Consider the following 21,452-nt stretch of genomic DNA (forward strand, 5'->3'; position numbering starts at 1 on the left):
CAGGTGAAACCCATGATGGATAAGGCATGGAAGTTGATGTATTTCGTCAGCGAGTTCTTTCGCGACATGCTCACGTTTATTCGCCACAACGGTTACTCGCCGTTGGAAAGCCGCAACAAGAAGCTGTTCTACAAAATCCTCATCGAAACCCACACCGTGGAAAAGGGCCTGTCCCTCAAGGAACCCAAGCCGCTGTTCGGCAAGGACAAGATCAACGGCATCATCCATATGCTCAACGAATACGACCGCACGTATTCGGCGCTGCCGGTGGAGATGGCCCTCGGCGCGTTCCAGGGTTACCTCGAGCTGCACCGCACCCTCGGCATCAGCGACGACTTCGTGTTTTACCTGGATGCTTATGTGGAGCACCTCAAGCGCGACGGCACCGCCGGCAGCGGTGGTATCAAGCGTGCAGCGCCGTGGCTGGGCAATGGCGGGCTGGATGCCAAGGCGTTCCTGCAATCGCGCTCCAGTTGCCGCATGTTCCAGGCCGGCAAGATCGACAGTGGCCTGCTGACGTCCCTGGTGGAGCTGGCGCAGTCGTCACCCTCGCAATGCAACCGGCAGTCGTCGCGGGTGCATGTGTATCAGGACCGCGCGGTGATCGCGCAGCTGCTGGAGCTGCAAGGCGGCTCGCGCGGGTTTGCGCAGTCGGTGGACAACCTGTTTGTGGTCACGTCCGAAGTCACCGCCTGGGGCGGCGCGGGGCAGCGCAACCAGCTTTACGTCGACGGTGCGTTGTTTTCCATGGGCCTGCTGCTGGCCTGCCACGCCAATGGCCTGGGCGCGTGCCCGCTGAACCTGGCGATCCTCAATTCGGTGGAAAAGAAGATCCGTGGCATCGGCGCCATCCCGGCCAGCGAGCGGTTGATCATGATGATCGCCGTGGGGCTGCCCCTGGAAAGCCACTTCCGGGCCGCGCGTTCACCGCGCCGGCTCACCACCGAAGTCCTGCAGATGCACGGTGGCTGATATGAAGCGCGAAACCGTCAGTGTGATCATCCTCACCTACAACGAAAGCCTGCATATCGCCCGGGCCATCGAGTCGGTACGGGCCTTCAGCGACGAAGTGCTGGTGGTCGATTCGTTTTCCACCGACGACACCTGCGACATCGCCCGGCGCCATGGCGCGCTGGTGGTGCAGCACGCCTTCATCAACCAGGCCAAGCAGTTCCAGTGGGCGCTGGATCACCTGCCGATTACCGGCAACTGGACGATGCGCCTGGACGCCGACGAAATCATCGAGGCCGACCTTGCCGCCGCGATCAATACCCGGCTGCCGACCCTGGCCCGCGACATCACCGGCATCAACTTCAAGCGCAAGCATATCTTCATGGGGCGCTGGGTGCGCCATGGTGGCCGCTACCCGTTGAAGATGCTGCGGCTGTGGCGCACCGGCCAGGGGCGCATGGAGGACCGTTGGATGGACGAGCACATCTCGGTCGCCGAGGGCCGCACCATCACCCTCGACGGCGGGTTTGCCGACCATAACCTGCATGACTTGACCTTCTTCACCCACAAGCACAACCAGTACGCCACCCGCGAAGCGATTGAAGTGCTTAACGCGCGGCTGGGGCTGTTTGCGATACGCGATGAACTGCATGCCGGGCAGAGTTCGTTCCAGGCCAAGGCCAAGCGCCTGGTCAAGAACCGCGTGTACAACCGCGTGCCGTTCACCCTCAGTTCCACCGCGTATTTCCTGTGGCGCTACATCATCCAGCTGGGGTTTCTCGATGGCCGCAGCGGCCTGGTCTATCACCTGCTCCAGGGCTATTGGTACCGCTTTCTGGTGGGCGCCAAAGTGCTCGAACTGGAAACCGCGATTGCGCACTTAAACGATAAGGAAGCCATTGTCCGGGAACTCTCAAAGTTGACCGGCCATAACTTGAACCTGCCCACACCGAAGTAACTGAGCGTTTTTAACAAACACCCAAGTTTGGGTGTCGGCCTTCGCTCGCCTATCAATTGGGAGACAGACATGAATAAAGTCGCGCTTATTACCGGGATCACCGGTCAGGATGGCTCGTACCTGGCCGAGCTGCTGCTGGAAAAAGGCTATACCGTGCACGGCCTCAAGCGCCGTTCTTCGTCGTTCAATACCCAGCGTATCGATCATATTTACCAGGACCCGCAGGCCCTGCGTAAAAACCTGGTCCTGCACTATGGCGACCTGGCGGATTCGTCGAACCTGACGCGTATCATCCAGCAGATCCAACCCGATGAAATCTACAACCTCGGCGCCCAATCCCATGTGGCGGTGAGCTTCGATTCGCCGGAATACACCGCCGATGTGGATGCCCTCGGTACCTTGCGCATCCTCGAGGCGATCCGCCTGCTGGGCCTGGAAAAGAAGACCCGCTTCTACCAGGCCTCGACCTCCGAGCTGTACGGGCTGGTGCAGGAAACCCCGCAGAAGGAAACCACGCCGTTCTACCCGCGCTCGCCCTATGCGGTGGCCAAGCTGTACGCCTACTGGATCACCGTGAACTTCCGCGAAGCCTATGGGCTGTATGCGTGCAACGGCATCCTGTTCAACCACGAGTCGCCGCGTCGCGGTGAAACCTTCGTGACCCGCAAGATCACCCGCGCCCTGAGCAACATCGCCCTGGGCCTGGAACAGTGCCTGTACATGGGCAACATGGATGCACTGCGCGACTGGGGCCACGCCAAGGACTACGTACGCATGCAGTGGATGATGCTGCAACAGGAACACCCCGAGGACTTTGTCATCGCCACCGGTGTGCAGTATTCGGTGCGCGACTTTATTCGCTGGTCGGCGGCGGAACTGGGGCTGCATCTGCGCTTTGTCGGCGAGGGCGTGGAAGAGGTGGCGGTGGTCGAGCGGATCGACGGCGACCTGGCGCCGGGCATCCTGGTGGGCGATGTGATTGTGCGCGTCGACCCACGTTACTTCCGCCCGGCCGAAGTCGAGACGCTGTTGGGCGACCCGTCCAAGGCCAAGCGCCTGCTCGGCTGGGTGCCGGAAATCAGCGCCCAGGAAATGTGCGCGGAGATGGTTCGCGAAGACCTCAAGGTCGCCCAGCGCCACGCCTTGTTGCGCCTGCACGGGCATGACGCACCGATTGCCGTGGAGAACTGAGCATGGCACGTGACTTTGATGCGCGAATCTTCGTGGCCGGCCATCGCGGCATGGTCGGCTCGGCCATCGTGCGGCGCCTGTGGGCCTTGGGCTACACACAGTTGCTTACGGCCGGCCGTGACGAGCTCGACCTACTCGACCCGGCGGCGGTGCAGGCGTACTTCGCCAGGCACCGTGTGGACCAGGTGTACCTGGCGGCCGCCAAGGTCGGCGGGATTCACGCCAACGCAACGTACCCGGCCGATTTCATCTACCAGAACCTGATGATCCAGGCCAACGTGATCCACGCCGCCCACAGCCATGGCGTGGAGAAGCTGTTGTTCCTCGGCTCGTCATGCATCTACCCGGTGCATGCCCCGCAACCGATGATCGAAGCGGTGTTGCTCGACGGCGCGCTGGAACCCACCAACGAACCCTACGCGGTGGCCAAGATCGCCGGGATCAAGCTGTGCGAAAGCTACAACCGCCAGCATGGCCGCGATTACCGCAGCGTGATGCCCACCAACCTGTACGGGCCGGGCGACAACTACCACCCGCAGAACAGCCATGTGATCGCCGCCTTGCTGCGGCGCTTCCATGAGGCGACGCAGCGCGGCGATGAGGAAGTGGTGATCTGGGGCAGTGGCAAACCACGGCGCGAGTTCCTGCATGTGGATGACATGGCGGCGGCCAGCGTGCATGTGATGGAGCTCAGCCAGGAACGCTACCGCGAGCAGACCCAGCCGATGCGTTCGCATTTGAACGTCGGTACCGGGGTGGATTGCACCATCGCCGAACTGGCCCAGGCGCTGGTGCGGGTCACCGGCTTCAAGGGGCAGTTGCGCTTCGACGCCAGCAAGCCCGACGGCGCACCGCGCAAGCTGCTGGATGTGAGCCGGATCAACGCCCTCGGCTGGGAAGCCTATGTGCCGCTGGAAGAGGGGCTGCGCGACGCCTACAACGCCTATCTCGCGGCCCTCGAACAGCCTCGGGGCCACTGATGAAGATCCTCCTGTACGGCATCAACTACAGCCCGGAGCTCACCGGCATCGGCAAGTACAGCGGTGAACAGGCGCGCTGGCTGGCGGGCCAGGGCCATGAGGTGCGAGTGGTGACGGCGCCGCCGTATTACCCGCAGTGGCAGGTGGGCGAGGGCTATTCGCCGTGGCGCTTTCGCACCGAGCAGGACGACGGCGTGACGGTGATTCGCTGCCCGCTGTATGTGCCACGCCAGCCCACGGCGTTGACGCGCCTGCTGCACCTGATGAGCTTTTCCGCCAGTTCGTTTTTGGCGGTCATGGGGCAGTGGCGCTGGAAACCGGACCTGGTGATCCTGGTGGTGCCCACGCTGTTTTGTGCGCCCCAGGCACTGTTGTTGGCCAAGCTCAGTGGCGCGCGCTCGGTGCTGCATATCCAGGATTACGAAGTGGACGCGATGTTCGGCCTCGGCATCGGTGGCGGCTCCCTTGTGCGGCGCCTGGCGTTTGGGCTTGAACGCTGGCTGTTGCGGCGTTTTGACCGGGTCTCGACGATTTCCAGCGGCATGCTCGACAAGGCCCGGGGCAAAGGCGTGAACGGCAAGCGCCTGCTGTTCTTTCCCAATTGGTCGGAAACCGCCCGCTTTCGCCAGGTGCCCCGCAGCCCCGGGCTGCTGCAGCGCCTGGGTGTGGCGCCAGGCCAAAGGGTGTTGTTGTACGCCGGCAATATCGGCGAGAAGCAGGGCCTGGAACTGATCCTTGACGCCGCCCAGGCCTATGCCGATCGCCCGGAGCTGGTGTTCCTGATCGTCGGCCAGGGCACCGGCAAGGCCCGCTTGTTCGAGCGTGTGCAGCGCGATGGCCTGCGCAACGTGCTGTTTGCGCCGTTGCAGCCCTACGAGGATTTGCCGGTGCTGCTGGCCTCGGCCGACGTGCACCTGGTGATCCAGAAGCGCGGGGTGGCGGACGCGGTGCTGCCTTCCAAGTTGACCAATATCCTGGCGGTGGGCGGCCACGCCATCATCACCGCCGACCCCGGCACCACCCTCGGCCGCCTGTGCGAGGAACACCCGGGCATTGCGGTGCTGGCTGAACCGGAGTCCGTCGCCGCGCTGAACATAGGGATCGAGCGGGCACTGGCATTGCCCGCGCACAATGAGGTGGCGCTGAACTACGCCAAGGAGTTCCTCGACAAGGAACGTATTCTGCAACGCTTTATGGCACAGGTCTGATGGGTATGTGGCTTGATTTACCGACCTTCAATACGGTCGTGGCATCGACGCCGCTGGTGGCGATCGACCTGGTGGTGAGAAACACCCGTGGCGAGGTCCTGCTGGGCCTGCGCGTCAATCGGCCGGCTTATGGTTTCTGGTTCGTGCCCGGCGGGCGTATCCAGAAAAACGAACACCTCGACAACGCCTTCCGGCGCATCACCCGCGACGAACTGGGACACCCGTTCGAGCGCGCCCAGGCGCGGCTGCTGGGGGTGTACGAGCACTTCTACGACGACAGCGTGTTCGCCAACGCCGGGGCCGGGCCGAACACCCATTATGTGGTGCTCGGCTATTGCCTGGACCTGGCGGAAGGCCAGACCCTTCAGCCGCCCACGGAGCAACACCAGCATTACCGCTGGTGGCCCGAGGACGAACTGCGCATCAGCCCGCGGGTGCATGAACACACTCGCGCCTATTTCTGACTCTCTCTCCCGAGGACGCTCTCATGTTGTTACCGGTGATCATGGCAGGCGGTTCGGGGTCGCGCCTGTGGCCGCTTTCGCGGCAACTGAACCCCAAGCAGTTCCTGCGCCTGACCGACGCGCACCTGTCGATGCTGCAGCAGACCATCACGCGGCTGGAAGGCGCCAACGTCGCGCTGCCGCAGTTGATCTGCAATGAGCAGCATCGCTTCCTGGTGGCCGAGCAATTGCGCCAGTTGGGCCTGGAACAGGCCAGCATCCTGTTGGAACCGGTGGGGCGCAACACGGCGCCGGCCATCGCGCTGGCGGCGTGCAAGGCGCTGGCCGAGCACCAGGACCCGATCCTGCTGGTGCTGGCGGCGGACCATTTGATCGAAGACGTCCCGGCGTTTCATGCCAGCCTGGAAGTGGCGCTGCCGCTGGCCCGCGACGGCAAGCTGGTAACCTTCGGTATCACGCCCACTTGCGCCCATACCGGCTACGGCTATATCGAACAAGGCGCGACGGCGGGCGAGGGCGGTTATCGGGTCAAGCGCTTTGTCGAGAAGCCCGACGCCGTCACCGCTGCGGCGTATGTGGCCGACGGTGGGTATTACTGGAACAGCGGCATGTTCATGTTCCGCGCCAGTCGTTACCTGGAGGAGCTGGAACGCTTCCAGCCGGCTATCCTCGAGGCTTGTCGCGTGGCGCTGGAAGGCGGCAGCCAGGATCAACCCTTCACCCGCGTACATGCCGCGACCTTTGCCGCGTGCCCGGACGACTCCATCGACTACGCGGTGATGGAAAACACCCATGACGCGGTGATGGTGCCGTTGCAGGCCGGCTGGAGTGATATCGGCTCGTGGTCGGCGTTGTGGGAGGCCAGCGAAAAAGATGCCAGCGGCAATGTGATACGCGGCGACGGGCTGAGCCTGGACACCCGTGACACCTACGTCCACGCCGACAGTCGGCTGGTGGCCACGGTAGGGGTGCGGGACCTGATCATTGTCGAGACCAAGGACGCGGTGCTGGTGGCCCACAAGGACCAGGTGCAGCAGGTCAAGGCCATCGTCGACCTGCTCAAGCAGGCCGGGCGCCATGAGCATCTCAACCACCGCGAGGTGTATCGGCCGTGGGGCATGTACGACTCGGTGGACAACGGCCAGCGCTATCAGGTCAAGCGCATCACGGTGAAACCGGGCGCCAAGTTGTCGGTGCAGATGCACCACCATCGCGCCGAGCACTGGATCGTGGTCAGCGGTACGGCGCGGGTGACCAATGGCGAACAGACTTACCTGGTGTCGGAAAACCAGTCGACCTATATCCCCATCGGCCAGGTGCACGCCCTGGAAAACCCGGGGGTGATTCCGCTGGAGTTGATCGAAGTGCAGTCGGGCTCTTATCTGGGCGAGGACGATATTGTGCGCTTCGAAGACAAGTACGGCAGGGCCTGAGGTTTTCCGACAATTAATAACGTTTTTAATAACTTCGCCGGGCGCAATGCATTGAAGGCCGGGGCTTGCCGGGAAAACGTTATTTTCAACTAGGTCGGTTGAATATTATCTGTCTGGTGTGCTGTTTAGTTGAATGGCACTATCGGTTTGCCTGCTCACTGATGATAAGGAGTCTGAAATGAGAAAATCACTGGCTATTCTGGTACTCAGTGTCTTGAGTACTTCGGCGATGGCCGACGAGTTACCGTTGGGGCTTGATACCACAGTGGCCGGAACCGTTACGGTGGGGCAAACGTTGTTGGTCGGCACTGCCCTGGTTGCCGGTGTTGCCGCTGTTTCCAACAGCGGCGGCAGCTCCAATGGCGGCACCACCACGGGTACTACCGGCACCACCGGCACTACGGGTACCAGCAACTAGTCGTACACCTTCCGCTTTTAAGACCGCTTGGAATCCCCGCCCAAGTGGTCTTTTTTTCTTGTCGTCTATCGCGAGTGTCCTAGCACTATGATGCGTATTTTTTCTATTGCAGCCGTGGCCGCTGCATTATTGCAAGGCTGCATGTTTTCCCCGGGTCAATATATGGATACGGCCGCCCTGACCGAAGAGGGCGGGCCTGAAAACAGTCGCGTGGATTTAATTCCGATTACGCCAAAGTTATTGGCCATGGACGCGGCAAGTCATGTGCCTTATTCCATTCCAGCAGAACTCTTGAGTTATAAACCCGGGCCGTATTTGATCGGCGCCAATGACGCGCTGTATATCACGGTGTGGGATCACCCTGAACTTACCGCGCCGTCCGGCCCGCAGCAGCAGATCGATGCCAACGGTCGCTTGGTCAGCCCCGAGGGCAACCTGTTTTATCCCTACGTCGGCGAGGTGGTTGCCAAGGGTCGCAGCATTGAAGCGCTGCGCAGCGAGATCACCGACAAGCTGCGCCAGTACATCGACAGCCCCCAGGTGGATGTCAGCGTGTTGCGTTTTGCCAGCCAGAAAGTGGTGATCAGCGGCGCGGTGATCAAGGCCGGGCCGGTGCCCCTCACCACGATTGCGATGAACGTCAGCGAGGCCCTTGGCGCCGCCGGGATCGACCCGATCAACGCCGACCTGTCGAACCTCACCCTCACCCGTGGCGGCAAGCGCTACACCCTGGACCTCGACACGCTCAACCTTGAGCAGTCGCGCCTGAATGACATCTATCTCAAGGACGGCGACCAGCTGTACCTGGCCTACAACGATCGCAAGCGCATCTACGTGATGGGCGAGGTGATGCAACCCCGCGCGCTGAGTTTCAAGACCCGCAGCATGAACCTCTCCGACGTGCTGGGTTCAGTGGGCGGGGTCAACCAGAACACCTCCAACGCCGATGCCATCTACGTGATTCGCGGCGCGCAGAACATCGATGTGGAACCGGCCAAGGTGTTCCAGCTGGAAGCCGGCTCCCCCTCGGCCATGGCCCTGGCCACGCGTTTTGATGTGCAGCCCCAGGACGTGGTGTTTGTCGGCCCGGCGAATATCACGCGCTGGAACCGCTTTATCAGCCAACTGGTGCCGTCCGCGTCGATCATCGGCATTGGTGCATCCACCCAGAACAACCTGAGCGAAGCCAGCAGCCGATAGGGTGGTACCTGCGTGAACAATCTGAAAATCGGTACGTACGCAGGGTTGGCGTGGCTGTTGGCTGGCTGCAATCCGCTGATGCAGGCCTCGCTGGATACCTTCAAGGCTGCCGTCGGCGGCCCGCCGCCGTTGGTGTTGAGCCAGGCCCAGGTGGATGCGGTGCCGTTCCCCCAGATCAAGGTCACCACGGTGTCCGGCGCTGGGGTGATGGCGTTGATTCGCCAGCGTGACGACCTGCAGTTCTGGGTGGCGTCCGGCAAACAGGTGCTGCTGCTGCGCGATGGTCTGGTGGTGCGCACGGTGGGCCTGGGCACTGACCTGGATGGCACGCGCTGGCAGGGCCAGTCACCGTTCCAGCAAGGGTTGCATCGTGTCCCGGACGGCTATCGCAGCACGCGCCAGATCGACGTGGTGGACGGCTATCGCCTGGGCGTTACGGTCAACAGCCACATGACGCGCCATGGGCTGGAGAGCGTCGAGATTCTCGACAAATCCTATGCCTTGCTGCGGGTGGATGAAGACATCGAGGCCGCCGGCTTTCACGCGCGTAACCGTTACTGGGTCGACCCCGGCGACGGTTTTATCGTGCAGAGCGAGCAGCACCTGACGCCCGACCTGACGCTCACCATTACCCAACTGCAACCGACTCGCAAGGATGCCCCATGATGCTGCGAAAATTGGCCGCGCTGGTGCTGTTGTGCAGTGGCGCCAGTGTGTCCCAGGCGGCGATGACCGTCAGCGGCGAGGTGCGCAATCCGGGGCCGATCCCCTTGGCGCCCGCGGCGCGCTTGCTGGATGTGATCACGGCGTCGCAACCGGATGCCCAGGGCTATTGGCTCGGTGCGGCCTGGCTGCGCCAACCCTTGCTGGCACAGCAGGCACGGCTCAAGGCCGGTGTGCTGTTTGACCTGCAAACCCTGCAGCGTGCGGCGTTGGCGGCCGGTCGCGAAGGTCGCGCGCATGCGGCGGCTCGGCTCTATCAACAGGTGCAGGCCTTGCCGGTGACCGGCCGCCAACAGGCGATGCTGGATCCGGTGGCGGTGGAAGTCGGCTTTGCGCCGAACCCGCTGGTCAGTGAGGGCGACAGCCTGGTTTATCCGCCGAGGCCGGACAGCGTGCGTGTCGTGGGTGCCGTCGCCGTGGCCTGCACGTTGGCATTCCAGCCGATGCAGCGGCCCCTCGATTACCTCCACGCCTGTCCGGCCCTGGCGGAAGCGGACCGCGATTACCTGTGGCTGATCCAGCCCGACGGCCATGTCACCCGCCTGGGTATCGCGGCATGGAATCGCGAGGAGGGCACGCCTCCCGCGCCGGGCAGCACGTTGCTGGTGCCGATCCGCAGCGACGACCTGGACCCGCTCACCCCCGAACTCAATCAGCAACTGGCCGAGTTTCTTGCCACCCAACCCCTGGCCGAGGTCACGCCTTGAAATTATGTATTGCAGCCGTGCTGCTGGTGCCCTGTGGCGTCGCCCATGGCGATCCCCGTTACACCCAAAGCGATTTCGGTGGCGTCGGGCTGCTGCAAACCCCCACCGCCCGCATGGCGCCCGCCGGCGAACTCAGCGTGAATGCCAACCGCACCGAACCCTACAGCCGCTACAGTTTTTCGGCGCAACCCCTGGACTGGCTGGAGGGCACCTTTCGCTACACCGCGATCACCAACCGCCCCTATGGCGCCGAGTCCTTCAGCGGCGGCCAGAGCTATAAGGACAAGGCCGTCGACGCCAAAGTGCGCCTGTATCAGGAAAGCCACTGGCTGCCCGAGGTGGCGCTGGGGTTCATGGACCTGGGTGGCACCGGGTTGTTTTCCAGCGAGTACCTGGTGGCCAACAAGCGCTACGGTGATGTGGATTTCAGTGCCGGCATCGCCTGGGGGTACCTGGGCAGTCGCGGTGATTTCGGCAACCCGTTGGGCGCCTTGGATGATCGTTTCAACCAGCGGCCCACCGCCGAAGGCTCCGGCAGTTTTTCCAACGGCTACTTTCGCGGCCGGCCCGCGTTGTTCGGCGGGATTGCCTATCAGACACCCTGGGCACCGCTGAGCCTCAAGCTGGAATACGAGGGCAACGACTATCAGAACGAACCCCGCGACAACAACCAGCGCCAGGACTCGCCCATCAACCTGGGCCTGGTCTACAAGCTGGCCGACTCCATCGATGTGAGTGCCGCCTGGGAACGTGGCAACACCGCCATGTTCGGCATCACCCTGCACACCAATTTCGTCAGCCGCAAGGCCCCGGTAAAAACCTACGACCCGCCGGCCCCCAAGTTGCCTGCCAAGGCCCCGACCACGCCGATGGACCAGGTGGATTGGGCCGCCGTCTCCCGGCGCCTGCACGATAATGCCGGCTACAACGTGCAGCGCATTACCCAGCGCGGGCCGGAGTTGTTGGTGTACGGCGAACAGCAGCGCTATTTCTACAGCGCCAAGGCGGTGGGCCGCGCCAGTCGGATTCTGGATGGCAGCGTGAATGACCAGATCGATTGGTTCACCCTGGTGAGCGAGCGTTATGCGCTGCCGATCGAAGAAACCAGCGTGCCGCGCGAGACCTTTCGCGAGGTGGTCAACCACCGCGAGGACCTGCAGAACCTGCATCGCCAGGTCGAGGTCAATCGTGCCAGCAACCGCAGCCAGACAGTGCTGTACACCCAGCCGCCCAAACCCTTCACCTATGGGGTGGGGCTGGGCTACAAGCAGAACGTCGGCGGGCCGGATGGCTTGCTCTACCAGGTGTCCGCCGACCTCGACGGCGAGTATCGTTTCACCCGCAATACCTGGTGGAGCGGCCTGCTCAGCGTCAACCTGCTGAACAACTACGACGGGTTTACCTACGATGCGCCCAGTGGCTTGCCCCGGGTGCGGACCGACCTGCGCCGGTACATGACCACCTCCGATGTGACCCTGCCGACCTTCCAGCTCAACCATGCGCAGCAGTTGGACCAGGACCTCTACGGTATGGTCTACGGTGGTTTGCTGGAGTCGATGTACGCCGGTGTCGGCAGTGAAGTGCTGTACCGCCCGATGGGCCAACGCTGGGCATTGGGGGCCGACCTGAACTACGTGCGTCAGCGTGGTTTCGAGCAGGATTTCAGCTTGCGCGATTACCGCACCCTCACCGGACATATCACCGGCTACACCGATCTGCCGTTCAACATTCAGGGCGCCTTGAGTGTCGGCCGCTACCTGGCCAGGGACTGGGGCGCGACCCTGGACCTGTCGCGGGAATTCAACAATGGCGTGCGGATTGGCGCGTGGATCACCCGCACCACTGCATCCAGCGCAGAGTACGGCGAAGGCAGCTTCGACAAAGGCCTGTACCTGTCCATTCCGTTCGATGAGTTGATGAGCCTGTCGACGATGCGTCGCGCCAACCTGGTATGGGCGCCACTGACCCGCGATGGCGGCGCACGCTTGAACCGCGCCTACTCACTGCATTCGATGACCGATGGGCGCGACAGTGAGCTGTTCTACAAGAACATCGACAAGATCACCGAATAAATGCACCCACACAGATACTGTCTCATCCAACACCGCTCAAATCCGTAGCAGCTGCCGAGCCGCGGCGAGGCTGCGTTTACGGCCTGCCAGGCACACCGCTGACGCAGCCTCGCTTGCGCTCGGCAGCTGCTACGCAGGTGAGGTGATGATGGGGATTGGCACTCGTAGCAGCTGTCGAGCCCCGGCGAGGCTGCGTTTATGGCCTGCCAGGCACACCGCTGACGCAGCCTCGCTTGCGCTCGGCAGCTGCTACGCAGGTGAGGTGGTGATGGGGATTGGCACTCGTAGCAGCTGTCGAGCCCCGGCGAGGCTGCGTTTACGGCCTGCCAGGCACACCGCTGACGCAGCCTTGCTTGCGCTACGGGGGTGAGGTGGTGATGGGGGTTGGCACTCGTAGCAACTGTCGAGCCCCGGCGAGGCTGCGTTTACGGCCTGCCAGGCTGCGCTACGGGGGTGAGGTGGTGATGGGGATTGGCACTCGTAGCAGCTGTCGAGCCGCGGCGAGGCTGCGTTTACGGTCTGCCAGGCACACCGCTGACGCAGCCTTGCTACGCAGGGGGTCAGTAGATGTCCTTGGACAGCAGCGTAAACGGCGTCTTCAACAGGATCTTGATGTCCAGCCACAGCGACCAGGTATTGATGTAGCGCAGGTCGATATCGACGCGCTGTTGCATCTTCTCCAGGGTCTCGGTCTCGCCCCGGCAGCCATTGACCTGCGCCAGGCCGGTGATGCCGGGTTTGATCCGATGGCGGGCCATGTAGGCGCGGATTTTCCCCGAGTAGTAGTCGTTGTGTGCAATCGCATGGGGGCGTGGGCCGACCAGGGCCATGTGCCCTTGCAGCACGTTGAACAGCTGCGGCAATTCATCGATGGAGGTACGCCGGATAAACCGGCCCACCGGCGTAATGCGTGAATCGTTGCGACTGGCCTGGCGTACCTCATGGTCGTCATGCACACGCATGGAGCGGAATTTCCACACCTTGATCACCTCGCCATTCCAGCCGTGGCGGTCCTGCTTGAAGATCACCGGGCCGGGGGAGGTGAGCTTGATCAGCAGGGCGACCAGCAACAGCAGCGGGCTCAGCACGATGATCGCCAGAGCAGCCAGGCTCTTGTCCAGCAGCGACTTGCTCAGTGCAGCGGTGGGGCGGCTGGTCAGCGGGCTTTCGTTGAGGTAGATCGCCGGCAGCCCATCCACTTCGGCCACGCAATGGTTGAGCAGCAGCATGTTATTGAGGTCGGGCACCCAGATCACATCCACGCTGATCTCCAGCAGGTTGAGGTACAACGCCTCAATGTGGGTGGCGTCCTGCAATGAATGGGTGATGTAGAGCCGGCGGATGCCGTGTTGCCGGATCAATTGGGGCAGTTGCGGCAGCTCGCCGAGGATCTGCGCTTGCGCATCCTCGGTCGCCTCGGCACGGCTGCCGACCAGACCCACCAGGGGCGAGCGTTTTTGCCGTGAGAGGGTCCTGGCCAGGTCCACCGCAAGCTTGCCAGTGCCCACGATCAATGATTTTTGGCGTTCGTGAAGTTGGCGGTGGTAATACCGGGACAGGCTGTGCAGCGGTATGTAACACAGTGCCAATAACGGGTAACTGACCGCCGCCCAGAGTAATAAGGTTTCCACAGGGAACAGTGCGCTGGCATTACAGGCTACGCCCACGGCAAACAATATACCCATGGTTAACAGCCAGCCCATGAACAAGCGTCCAAGGCCCACGGCATAATCATCTTTCTTGCTGTAGACATCGCATAAGGTATACGCCGGGAGAGAGGCCAATATCGTAAAGGCGGCCAGGACGCGGTAGTAATACTCCAGTTGGCCAGTCTTCAAGATAACCAGCGTAAATAACAGTGCAACAACTAAGCTCGATGCGAGTGTCCATTGTCCCCAGAACGTCAAACCCCTGGGGGTCAGGTTGCGATGCATTCTAGTGTTATTAAGCATAGTTCTGCTCCCGGTGATGACCGCGCACGTGGTGGCAGGCGTTAAGGGTTAACGGTTAACTTTATAAACGACAGGCACGCGCAGGCGTGTGCCCATTGATAGTAATGAACGGCAGGGGGCAGTGGCTGACGACTTATAACAAGGTCAGGAGGGTCTGGCGAAGTGGATGTTATAAAAGGGCAGGTAGAAGAGTTTTTAATAGGCAGGGTGAATTAAAAGGCCTGGGTTGTTTTTATTTTTGTTAACGGCGTGGCTGACTAAGCTCGAGCGGCTTTTTGATTTTTTGCGTCAGGCAATAACCACGGTTTCTTACCGCACGAAACAGGCGTTCACCGTCGTTGACCCGCTTGAACTTTTCCTGCAAACGACTCAGGCACATTTCCAATCCGCGGTATAAATCGGGTTCACGACCTATATTACGGATCAACTCTTCTTTGCTGACCACGCGTTCTTCATGGTGCAGCATCTTTTTAATCAGCGCCGATTCAATAGTGGTCAATGAAATGCGCAGGCCGCCCTTGACCAGTGCTCGATCATGTTGGGTGAGCAGCCAGAAATCCTGTGGATACAGTGGCGTTCGTTCGGCGCTGATCTCTTGAGTACGCGTATGGTTATTCGGTGCGCTGTCAGGGGCCTTGGCGGTTGGCATTCTGGATTCTTGCCGCTTGGGGTTAAACGATTGTGAGGGCAAGTTGAGGGTGTGGGTAATAATGTAGGTATTAAAATGCGGGGTGATCTGTGGTTGGGAAAACGCCGGATTTGTATCGGCGGGGTCCGTGGTCGCCGGGGCGTTTACATCGTAATAGAAAAACTCTGCGTTGGGCGTGAAGTCCTGCAGTGCGATAGACGCAAGTGTTGGAGCGAAGGCGTGTTTCTTGAAAGAACTCATAGGGTCCACCCATATCAGGAAGATGCAGTTGTTAAAGGCAGTCAGCGGGGGAGTAATAGCCGCCCTGAAAGTATTCGAACGGCAAGTTTTTAGCCAGCATGGCGCTGTCGGCAAACTCGACCTGATCGGCGATGAAGCAGACCCTGCAGGCACTGATCAGTTCCAGCATGTGATCGTAAAGCCGGTCGAACAGGTCCGAACGCGTATTGAGGCTGAGCCTGAGGGCAGAATCCGGAAAGGGCATTTTTATATAGTCGTAGAGCTCGAGGTCGACCAGCAGGTCTGCCGGCTTTGTATCGAGTCTGTAGTTGTTGTAGGCCAACGTGATACCGCTATGGTCTTTCAACTTATACAACTGACGCACCATCGCCCGGCGTTCTACCGGACCGGGCAGGGCGTCCAGTGGGTTGTCGAGACTGAGGGTGAAGGGGTGTTTGTGGTCTTCCAATGCCCGCGCGGCCTGAATGATCGCCTTGAGGATGTCCTCGTTCATCAGGGCCGATTGACCCATGCGCAGAAGCGTATGACTCGTCGCCGGGCTGACTGCCTTAAGCGTTTTGCGCGGTGGGTGGATATGGCGCAAGGCCTCAGTGCAGGCACTTTCAAGTTGTTCGGGATCAACGCCATCCGCTACGCTGATTTCGCTGCCCCACCAGGCATGACCGCGATCAACGATGGCTTGCCTGATGATCTTGAAGTGCGGGGTATGTACAGGGGGCGTTTTTTCACTATTCACGGCTCGGCCCCTCCTTAGTGGGTTGGAAATGGCTGGCGCAAATAAGACCCCGGCTGAGTTTATAACCATAACCGCGAATATTTTGGATGATGTTTTCACCGTAGTGCGCCTTGATTTTACTGCGCAAACGGCTGATGGATTTTTCCAGTGCACGGGAGTCGTAGTACTTGGTATTAAGTCCCATGACACGGGCGATCTCATTATGACTGAGCAGTCGGTTCTGAATAAGCGCTTCCAATACTTTCATTTCGACGAAGGATATTTCCAACTTTTTCCCGTCGCCATACAGGCACATGCGGTCTTGGTCGAGAATCAGGTCGCACTGATTGAGTCGAGCGCTTTCACTGAGAAATGCATCAAACAGATTCAACTTTTTTTCGGGTGAAGTTTCGATCGCCTTGATGCAGTAATCGGCGCCAGCCAGGTAGTATTTTGTTTTGCTCAGGGTCGACGCAAAGGTGATCACGACGAATATCGTGCAGTCGGGGTTTTCAGTTCGCGCTTTTTTTATTATGTCCAGGCTCAGATTGCTGGCGGAGGGTGTATCAATTTCTATAATGATGGCACGGTAATGTACGTGGCTTTCCTGGGTGTCAATTAGTTGACCGTAGCAACGTGTATCGACTTTTAAATTATTCGCTACAGTGCGAACTAAAAGCGCCCGAAAGTCCTCTGATTTCGATTGAGTCCGTGCAATAGCGAGGACGTTGGAAAAATGCATCACCTACTCCCTTTTCCGGCATGCAAGGCCGTCAGTTCAATCGCTGCTAGCGTTTAGATACTAATCGAATTGATTCCGCTAAAACGTGACAAATTTTAACATTCACCACTTGGTTTTTACGAGCGCAGGGGGTAATAGGGGGATATTTCATGGGAGGTTGTACCGACTTACACATATCCTAGTGCAAACTCTTAATGCTCGATAAGTATTTTAGTTCCAACGATTTTTTTGACGGGTGCAGGTTTAAGCGTTGACCTTCTCAGACCGGAAAAACGCCTGCAGAGCGCCCCGAAGGTTGGCGGCCGGCCCCTCGGATGGGCTCAACGGCGCAACTGCACTTCGGCCTCGATGCACGCCACCAGAAACTCCATGACCACCTTCACGGACGGCGAGCGGCGCATGTCGGGGTACACCGTGAGCCAGATATCACGTAAAGGGCCTTCGACCGCAGTGGGCAGCCTGACCAGCAGCGGGTCGTGATCGCCCACCAGGGTCGGCAACACCACCGCGCCGACCTGGGCCCTGGCCGCCATTTGCTGGGTGGCCAGGTCGCTTGCGGCAAACGCGATCTCACGGCCGCCGCGCAGTTGGTGCATCCAGGCTTGCTGGGGCAGGTGGTCACGGCTGCTGTCGTAGGCGATGAACTTCCACTGCGCAGCCGGCAATTGCTGGAACGTCGGCGGGCCATACAGCCCGAAGCGCACCACGCCGACTTTCCTGCGTACCAGGGCTTCCTCATCGGGACGCACCGTGCGCAGGGCAATATCCGCTTCACCTTTGTCCAGCGCGGCCAGTTGGGTCGACGGCATCAGCACCAGGTTCAACTGCGGGTAGTGGGCGCGCAGCCGCGCTATATGGGGCGCAATGCAATAGTGGGCGATAGACGGCGGGCAACTGACCCGCACCGTGCCGGCCATTTCGATCGACGCGACCCGCGACAGGCGCATCACCTGCGTCGCCATTTCGTCCATGCCCGCCGCCAACTCCGCCAATGCCAGGCCTTGCGCGGTCAGCGGGCGGCTGCGCGGCAGGCGGTCCACCAGTTTGACGCCGAGGGCTTTTTCCAGCGCATCGACGCGGCGCCCGACGGTGGCGTGCTCCACCTGCAACTCGCGGGCGGCCGCCGACAACGACTGGCTACGTGCCAGTACCGTGAAGTAATACAGGTCCTGCCAATCGAACATCGGGTTATTTCCGCACGGAGGTTGGGAGGCTTTGGGGAATTTTCCTACTGAGAGCGTCCTTTTACCATGGCCGCTTCCCAGTGCACATGGAGTTGTCCCCGATGAAAGCCATTACCTTGCAAACCTACGGCGGCCCTGAAGTCGCCCAATTGCGCCATGACGTCCCCAAACCCCAGGTGTTGGCCGGGCATGTGCTGGTCAAGGTGGCGTGCGCCGGGATCAACTTCATGGATATCCATACCCGCCAGGGCAAATATGCGCAGTCGTCGACCTATCCGGTGCGCCTGCCCTGCACCTTGGGTATGGAGGGCGCCGGCGTGGTGGTGGAAGTCGGCGCAGGCATCAGCCATTTGGCCGTCGGCGACCGGGTGGCGTGGTGCATTGCCTGGGGCGCCTTCGCCGAGTACGCCCTGGTGCCCGCGGCCAGGGTGGCGCAGATTCCCGGTGCCATCGCCTTCGATCAGGCGGCTGCGGCGATGTTTCAAGGCTGTACCGCCCACTACTTGATCGAGGATGTCGCCAGGTTGCAGGCCGGCAGCACCTGCCTGGTCCACGCTGCGTGCGGCAGCATCGGCCAGTTGCTGGTACAGATGGCCCGGCGCTCAGGCGCCACGGTGTTCGCCACCGGCAGCACCGCTGAACGATGCGCCATTGCCCACGAGCGCGGGGCCCACCAGGCCTGGGTCTATGACGGCGGCCGATTTGCCGAGCGGGTGTTGGAGGCCACAGGCGGGGAGGGGGTGGATGTGGTCTTCGATTCGCTCGGCAAAAGCACCCTGCGTAACAGCTTCCGCGCCTGCCGCACGCGCGGCCTGATCGTGAACTACGGCAATGTCTCGGGTTCGTTGACCGATCTCGACCCGATGGAACTGGGGGAGGCGGGCTCGCTGTTTTTGACGCGCCCCCGGCTGGCCGACCATATGGCCGACGGCGCCACCGTACAACGGCGTGCCAACGCGGTATTTGCGGCGATGCTCGAAGGTACGTTGATGGTGGCTATCGAAGGGCATTACACGCTGGAAACGCTGCATCAGGTACATGAGCGCATCGAAGCGCGGCAACAGATCGGCAAGGCTGTGGTGTGGGTGGACCGCGACCTGCATTAATCGAAGACGAAAAAAAACCGGCTGATCAGGCCGGTTTGGGGTGCCCCGCGAACAGTGCGGGATTAAGCGTGGTTGTCCAGCAGGCGATCGGCACCGCCTTCAACAATACCGCGTTGCTGCAAACGATCGGCACCGCCTTCGGCCAGGCCACGTTCCTGCAAGCGATCAGCGCCACCTTCGGCGAAGCGGTTGCCTTGCAGGCGATCGGCGCCATCTTCGGCGACGCGGTTGCCTTGCAGGCGGTCGGCGCCATCTTCGGCGACGCGGTTGCCTTGCAGGCGATCAGCGCCACCTTCAACAATACCGCGTTGCTGCAAGCGATCAGCACCACCTTCGGCAACACGACGTTCCAGCAAGCGATCCGAGCCACCTTCGGCAACACGACGTTCCAGCAGGCGATCCGAGCCACCTTCAGCAACACGGCTTTCGATCAGGCGATCCGCGCCGCCTTCAGCAACAACAGGGTGGGCAAATGCGTTTGCAGCGAGTACCGAGAAAGCGAGGCTAAGCAAGATTTGGCGTTTCATGATGGTGTGCTCCGAGTGTTTTAGTTGGGTGTTGCCTGGTATGGGTTTGATGTTACGCGTTGCATTTTTTAAGAGAACTTCATTGGGCTGATGGTGACTATCGATGCCAGCGATGGCCCGTTTCAAAGGGCCATCGCCGAGCCGGTCACGGCATCTGTGGCCGTTCCTGAGGGCGCAGGTCGAACACCAGCACCTCGGCATCCTGGCCCTGGCTCAGGCGGATTTGCCGCTCATCGCGCACTCGGGCACCGTCGCCTTCCTGCAAGCGCTGGCCGTTGATGTCCACGCTGCCCCGAGCCACATGGATGTACACGTGGCGATCCGGCGGCAGGTCGAGGGTCGCGGCTTCGTCGCCGTTGAACAGCCCGGCGTACACCCTGGCGTCCTGGCGCACGGTCAGGGAGCCGTCGCTGCCGTCCGGCGAGATGATCAGTTGCAGGCGCCCTTGTTTCTGCGCCGCGCTGAAGTGCTCCTGTTGATAGCGCGGCTCGGCACCGGCCACGGCGGGCACGATCCAGATTTGCAGGAAGTGCACGCCACGGGTCTGGCTGTGGTTGAACTCGCTGTGGGCCACGCCGCTGCCGGCGCTCATCAGTTGCACATCGCCGGGGCGAATCACCGAGCCGGTGCCCAGGGTGTCCTTGTGTTCCAGGGCGCCTTCAAGCACATAGGAGAAAATCTCCATGTCGCGGTGCGGGTGTTGGCCGAAGCCTTTGCCGGCCGCGACGCGGTCGTCGTTGATCACCAGCAGGTCGGAAAAACCCTGTTCATCGGGGTTCCAATAGTTGGCGAACGAGAAGGTGTGGAACGACTTCAACCAACCGTGATTGGCGGCGCCGCGTTCGGAAGCTTTGCGAAGGGTCAGCATGGTCTTGTCCTCAAGTGAGCGCGGGCTGCGAGATGCAGGGCGCTTGCGTTGAGAAGAAGGTTACTGGCAACCTGAAAATTCATTAAGAAGCTGAAATTTGAATAACTGTCTCCTTGAGATTGACAGTAAAAGCCATGCCATAATGCCTTTCGCTTTCTTCCCCTCGATGGATGCTTCCCGTATGAAAACCGTGGCCATGGCGCTGTTCCCGGACTTCCTCCTGCTTGACATGGCCGGGCCGCTCGAAGTGTTTTCAATTGCCAACCGCTACCTGCCGGCGGCGGAGCATTACCAGATCCTCACCCTGGGTACCGAGCCCGGTCCGTTGCGCGCCTCCAATGGGGTGCTGGTCCAGACTGACCTGCTGCTGGACCAGGCCCGGGCGGCTTATGACCTGCTGCTGGTGCCCGGCGGCCCGGGTGCCTATAACGAATGCCATCCGGCGCTGCTGCCCTGGCTCAAGGCGGCGGCGCCACGGGCGCGGCGCTTCGGCTCGATCTGCACCGGCGCCTTTGTGCTGGGCCACGCCGGGCTGCTCGACGAACGCCGCGTGACCACCCACTGGCACTACACCGAGCGCCTGATCAAGGCCTTCCCCAAGGCCATCGTCGAGACGGATCGCATCTACCTGCAGGACGGGCGGTTGATTACCTCGGGCGGGGTCACCGCCGGTATCGACCTGGCGCTGTCGATCGTCGCCCAGGACCATGGCAAGCAAGTGGCGGTGGATGTGGCCAAGGTGCTGCTGGTGGTGATGAAGCGCCAGGGCGGCCAGGCCCAGTTCAGCCCGATGACCGCGTCCGTGGCACCCCAGGAAACCGCGATCACCCGGGTGCAGAACCATGTGCTCGCCCATCTGGACCAGCCCTTTACCATCGAGTCCATGGCCGAGCTGGCCGGCATGAGCCCGCGCCACTTTGCCCGGTTGTTCGCCAAGGACGTGCAGATGACGCCCATGGCCTTCCTGCAGGGCGCGCGCATCGACCGCGCCCGGCAACTGCTGGAAACCACCGACCTGCCGCTCAAGACCGTGGCGTTCCACGCAGGCTTCGGCAGCGTGCGGCACATGCGCTTTCTATTCAGTGAAAAACTCGGCCTCAACCCGACCCAATATCGCCAGCAGTTCAGTTAACGACAGGATGTCCGTCTCGCGCACCCGATTGT

The 21,452-nt window shown here is 61.3% G+C and carries 21 protein-coding genes; 14 read left to right on the forward strand and 7 right to left on the reverse strand.

Annotation, left to right across the window (positions count from 1 at the left end):
* The first annotated feature begins 12 nt into the window (after positions 1-12).
* The 12 genes from F6S08_RS12835 (at position 13) to F6S08_RS12890 (ending at position 12,305) form a co-directional block, all read left to right on the forward strand.
* Complete coding sequence (locus tag F6S08_RS12835; RefSeq protein WP_159440249.1) at positions 13-972, forward strand: nitroreductase family protein; 960 nt, start codon at positions 13-15, stop codon at positions 970-972.
* 1 nt (position 973) lies between these two features.
* Complete coding sequence (locus F6S08_RS12840; protein ID WP_315871679.1) at positions 974-1,909, forward strand: glycosyltransferase family 2 protein; 936 nt, start codon at positions 974-976, stop codon at positions 1,907-1,909.
* A gap of 69 nt (positions 1,910-1,978) precedes the next feature.
* On the forward strand, positions 1,979-3,100 hold the full coding sequence (gene gmd / locus F6S08_RS12845; protein ID WP_065925163.1) for a GDP-mannose 4,6-dehydratase: 1,122 nt from the start codon (positions 1,979-1,981) through the stop codon (positions 3,098-3,100).
* A gap of 2 nt (positions 3,101-3,102) precedes the next feature.
* Positions 3,103-4,080 (forward strand): GDP-L-fucose synthase family protein, encoded by a 978-nt coding sequence (locus tag F6S08_RS12850; protein ID WP_065925164.1) that lies wholly within the window; start codon positions 3,103-3,105, stop codon positions 4,078-4,080.
* Positions 4,080-5,288, forward strand: coding sequence for a glycosyltransferase WbuB (locus tag F6S08_RS12855; RefSeq protein ID WP_065948171.1), 1,209 nt, complete (start codon positions 4,080-4,082; stop codon positions 5,286-5,288). The genes F6S08_RS12850 and F6S08_RS12855 overlap by 1 nt, the downstream gene beginning before the upstream one ends.
* 5 nt (positions 5,289-5,293) lie before the next feature.
* Positions 5,294-5,752: a GDP-mannose mannosyl hydrolase gene (locus F6S08_RS12860; protein WP_065925180.1), complete on the forward strand. Its 459-nt coding sequence runs from the start codon at positions 5,294-5,296 to the stop codon at positions 5,750-5,752.
* 23 nt (positions 5,753-5,775) lie between these two features.
* Positions 5,776-7,185: a mannose-1-phosphate guanylyltransferase/mannose-6-phosphate isomerase gene (locus tag F6S08_RS12865; protein WP_315871680.1), complete on the forward strand. Its 1,410-nt coding sequence runs from the start codon at positions 5,776-5,778 to the stop codon at positions 7,183-7,185.
* A gap of 178 nt (positions 7,186-7,363) precedes the next feature.
* Entirely contained in the window at positions 7,364-7,603 is a 240-nt protein-coding gene (locus F6S08_RS12870) for a hypothetical protein (protein WP_027608676.1), read from the forward strand.
* 87 nt (positions 7,604-7,690) lie between these two features.
* Entirely contained in the window at positions 7,691-8,803 is a 1,113-nt protein-coding gene (locus tag F6S08_RS12875; protein WP_065925167.1) for a polysaccharide biosynthesis/export family protein, read from the forward strand.
* Positions 8,804-8,815: 12 nt separating this feature from the next.
* Complete coding sequence (locus F6S08_RS12880) at positions 8,816-9,469, forward strand: YjbF family lipoprotein (protein WP_409999759.1); 654 nt, start codon at positions 8,816-8,818, stop codon at positions 9,467-9,469.
* Positions 9,466-10,233, forward strand: coding sequence for a capsule biosynthesis GfcC family protein (locus F6S08_RS12885; protein ID WP_315871681.1), 768 nt, complete (start codon positions 9,466-9,468; stop codon positions 10,231-10,233). Before F6S08_RS12880 ends, F6S08_RS12885 begins: the two co-directional genes overlap by 4 nt.
* A complete protein-coding gene (locus F6S08_RS12890) occupies positions 10,230-12,305 on the forward strand; it encodes a YjbH domain-containing protein (protein ID WP_065925169.1) in 2,076 nt (691 codons plus the stop codon). The genes F6S08_RS12885 and F6S08_RS12890 overlap by 4 nt, the downstream gene beginning before the upstream one ends.
* Positions 12,306-12,865: 560 nt before the next feature.
* Here F6S08_RS12890 and F6S08_RS12895 read toward each other — a convergent pair.
* The 5 genes from F6S08_RS12895 to F6S08_RS12915 all read right to left on the reverse strand — a co-directional run bounded on the left by F6S08_RS12895 (position 12,866) and on the right by F6S08_RS12915 (position 17,787).
* A complete protein-coding gene (locus tag F6S08_RS12895) occupies positions 12,866-14,257 on the reverse strand; it encodes an undecaprenyl-phosphate glucose phosphotransferase (RefSeq protein ID WP_027608671.1) in 1,392 nt (463 codons plus the stop codon).
* A gap of 241 nt (positions 14,258-14,498) precedes the next feature.
* Positions 14,499-15,146, reverse strand: coding sequence for a helix-turn-helix domain-containing protein (locus tag F6S08_RS12900; RefSeq protein ID WP_065925171.1), 648 nt, complete (start codon positions 15,144-15,146; stop codon positions 14,499-14,501).
* Positions 15,147-15,177: 31 nt separating this feature from the next.
* Positions 15,178-15,882, reverse strand: coding sequence for a hypothetical protein (locus F6S08_RS12905; RefSeq protein WP_315871682.1), 705 nt, complete (start codon positions 15,880-15,882; stop codon positions 15,178-15,180).
* On the reverse strand, positions 15,875-16,603 hold the full coding sequence (locus tag F6S08_RS12910; protein WP_065925173.1) for a winged helix-turn-helix domain-containing protein: 729 nt from the start codon (positions 16,601-16,603) through the stop codon (positions 15,875-15,877). Before F6S08_RS12910 ends, F6S08_RS12905 begins: the two co-directional genes overlap by 8 nt.
* Positions 16,604-16,923: 320 nt before the next feature.
* Positions 16,924-17,787 (reverse strand): LysR family transcriptional regulator, encoded by an 864-nt coding sequence (locus F6S08_RS12915; protein ID WP_315871683.1) that lies wholly within the window; start codon positions 17,785-17,787, stop codon positions 16,924-16,926.
* A gap of 101 nt (positions 17,788-17,888) precedes the next feature.
* On the opposite strand from F6S08_RS12915, the gene F6S08_RS12920 reads away from it, so the two are divergent.
* The gene (locus F6S08_RS12920; protein ID WP_315871684.1) at positions 17,889-18,893 is read left to right on the forward strand and encodes a quinone oxidoreductase; all 1,005 of its coding nucleotides are present in this window, start codon (positions 17,889-17,891) and stop codon (positions 18,891-18,893) included.
* A gap of 62 nt (positions 18,894-18,955) precedes the next feature.
* On the opposite strand, the gene F6S08_RS12925 is transcribed toward F6S08_RS12920, so the two are convergent.
* Positions 18,956-19,420: a phage infection protein gene (locus tag F6S08_RS12925; RefSeq protein ID WP_315871685.1), complete on the reverse strand. Its 465-nt coding sequence runs from the start codon at positions 19,418-19,420 to the stop codon at positions 18,956-18,958.
* Positions 19,421-19,565: 145 nt separating this feature from the next.
* Positions 19,566-20,288 (reverse strand): pirin family protein, encoded by a 723-nt coding sequence (locus F6S08_RS12930; protein ID WP_027608665.1) that lies wholly within the window; start codon positions 20,286-20,288, stop codon positions 19,566-19,568.
* Positions 20,289-20,469: 181 nt separating this feature from the next.
* Here F6S08_RS12930 and F6S08_RS12935 point away from each other — a divergent pair, with 181 nt between their 5' ends.
* On the forward strand, positions 20,470-21,420 hold the full coding sequence (locus F6S08_RS12935; protein ID WP_065948178.1) for a GlxA family transcriptional regulator: 951 nt from the start codon (positions 20,470-20,472) through the stop codon (positions 21,418-21,420).
* Positions 21,421-21,452: the final 32 nt, after the last annotated feature.

The organism is Pseudomonas sp. JV449 (assembly GCF_032424295.1).
Taxonomy (GTDB): Bacteria; Pseudomonadota; Gammaproteobacteria; order Pseudomonadales; family Pseudomonadaceae; genus Aquipseudomonas; species Aquipseudomonas marginalis.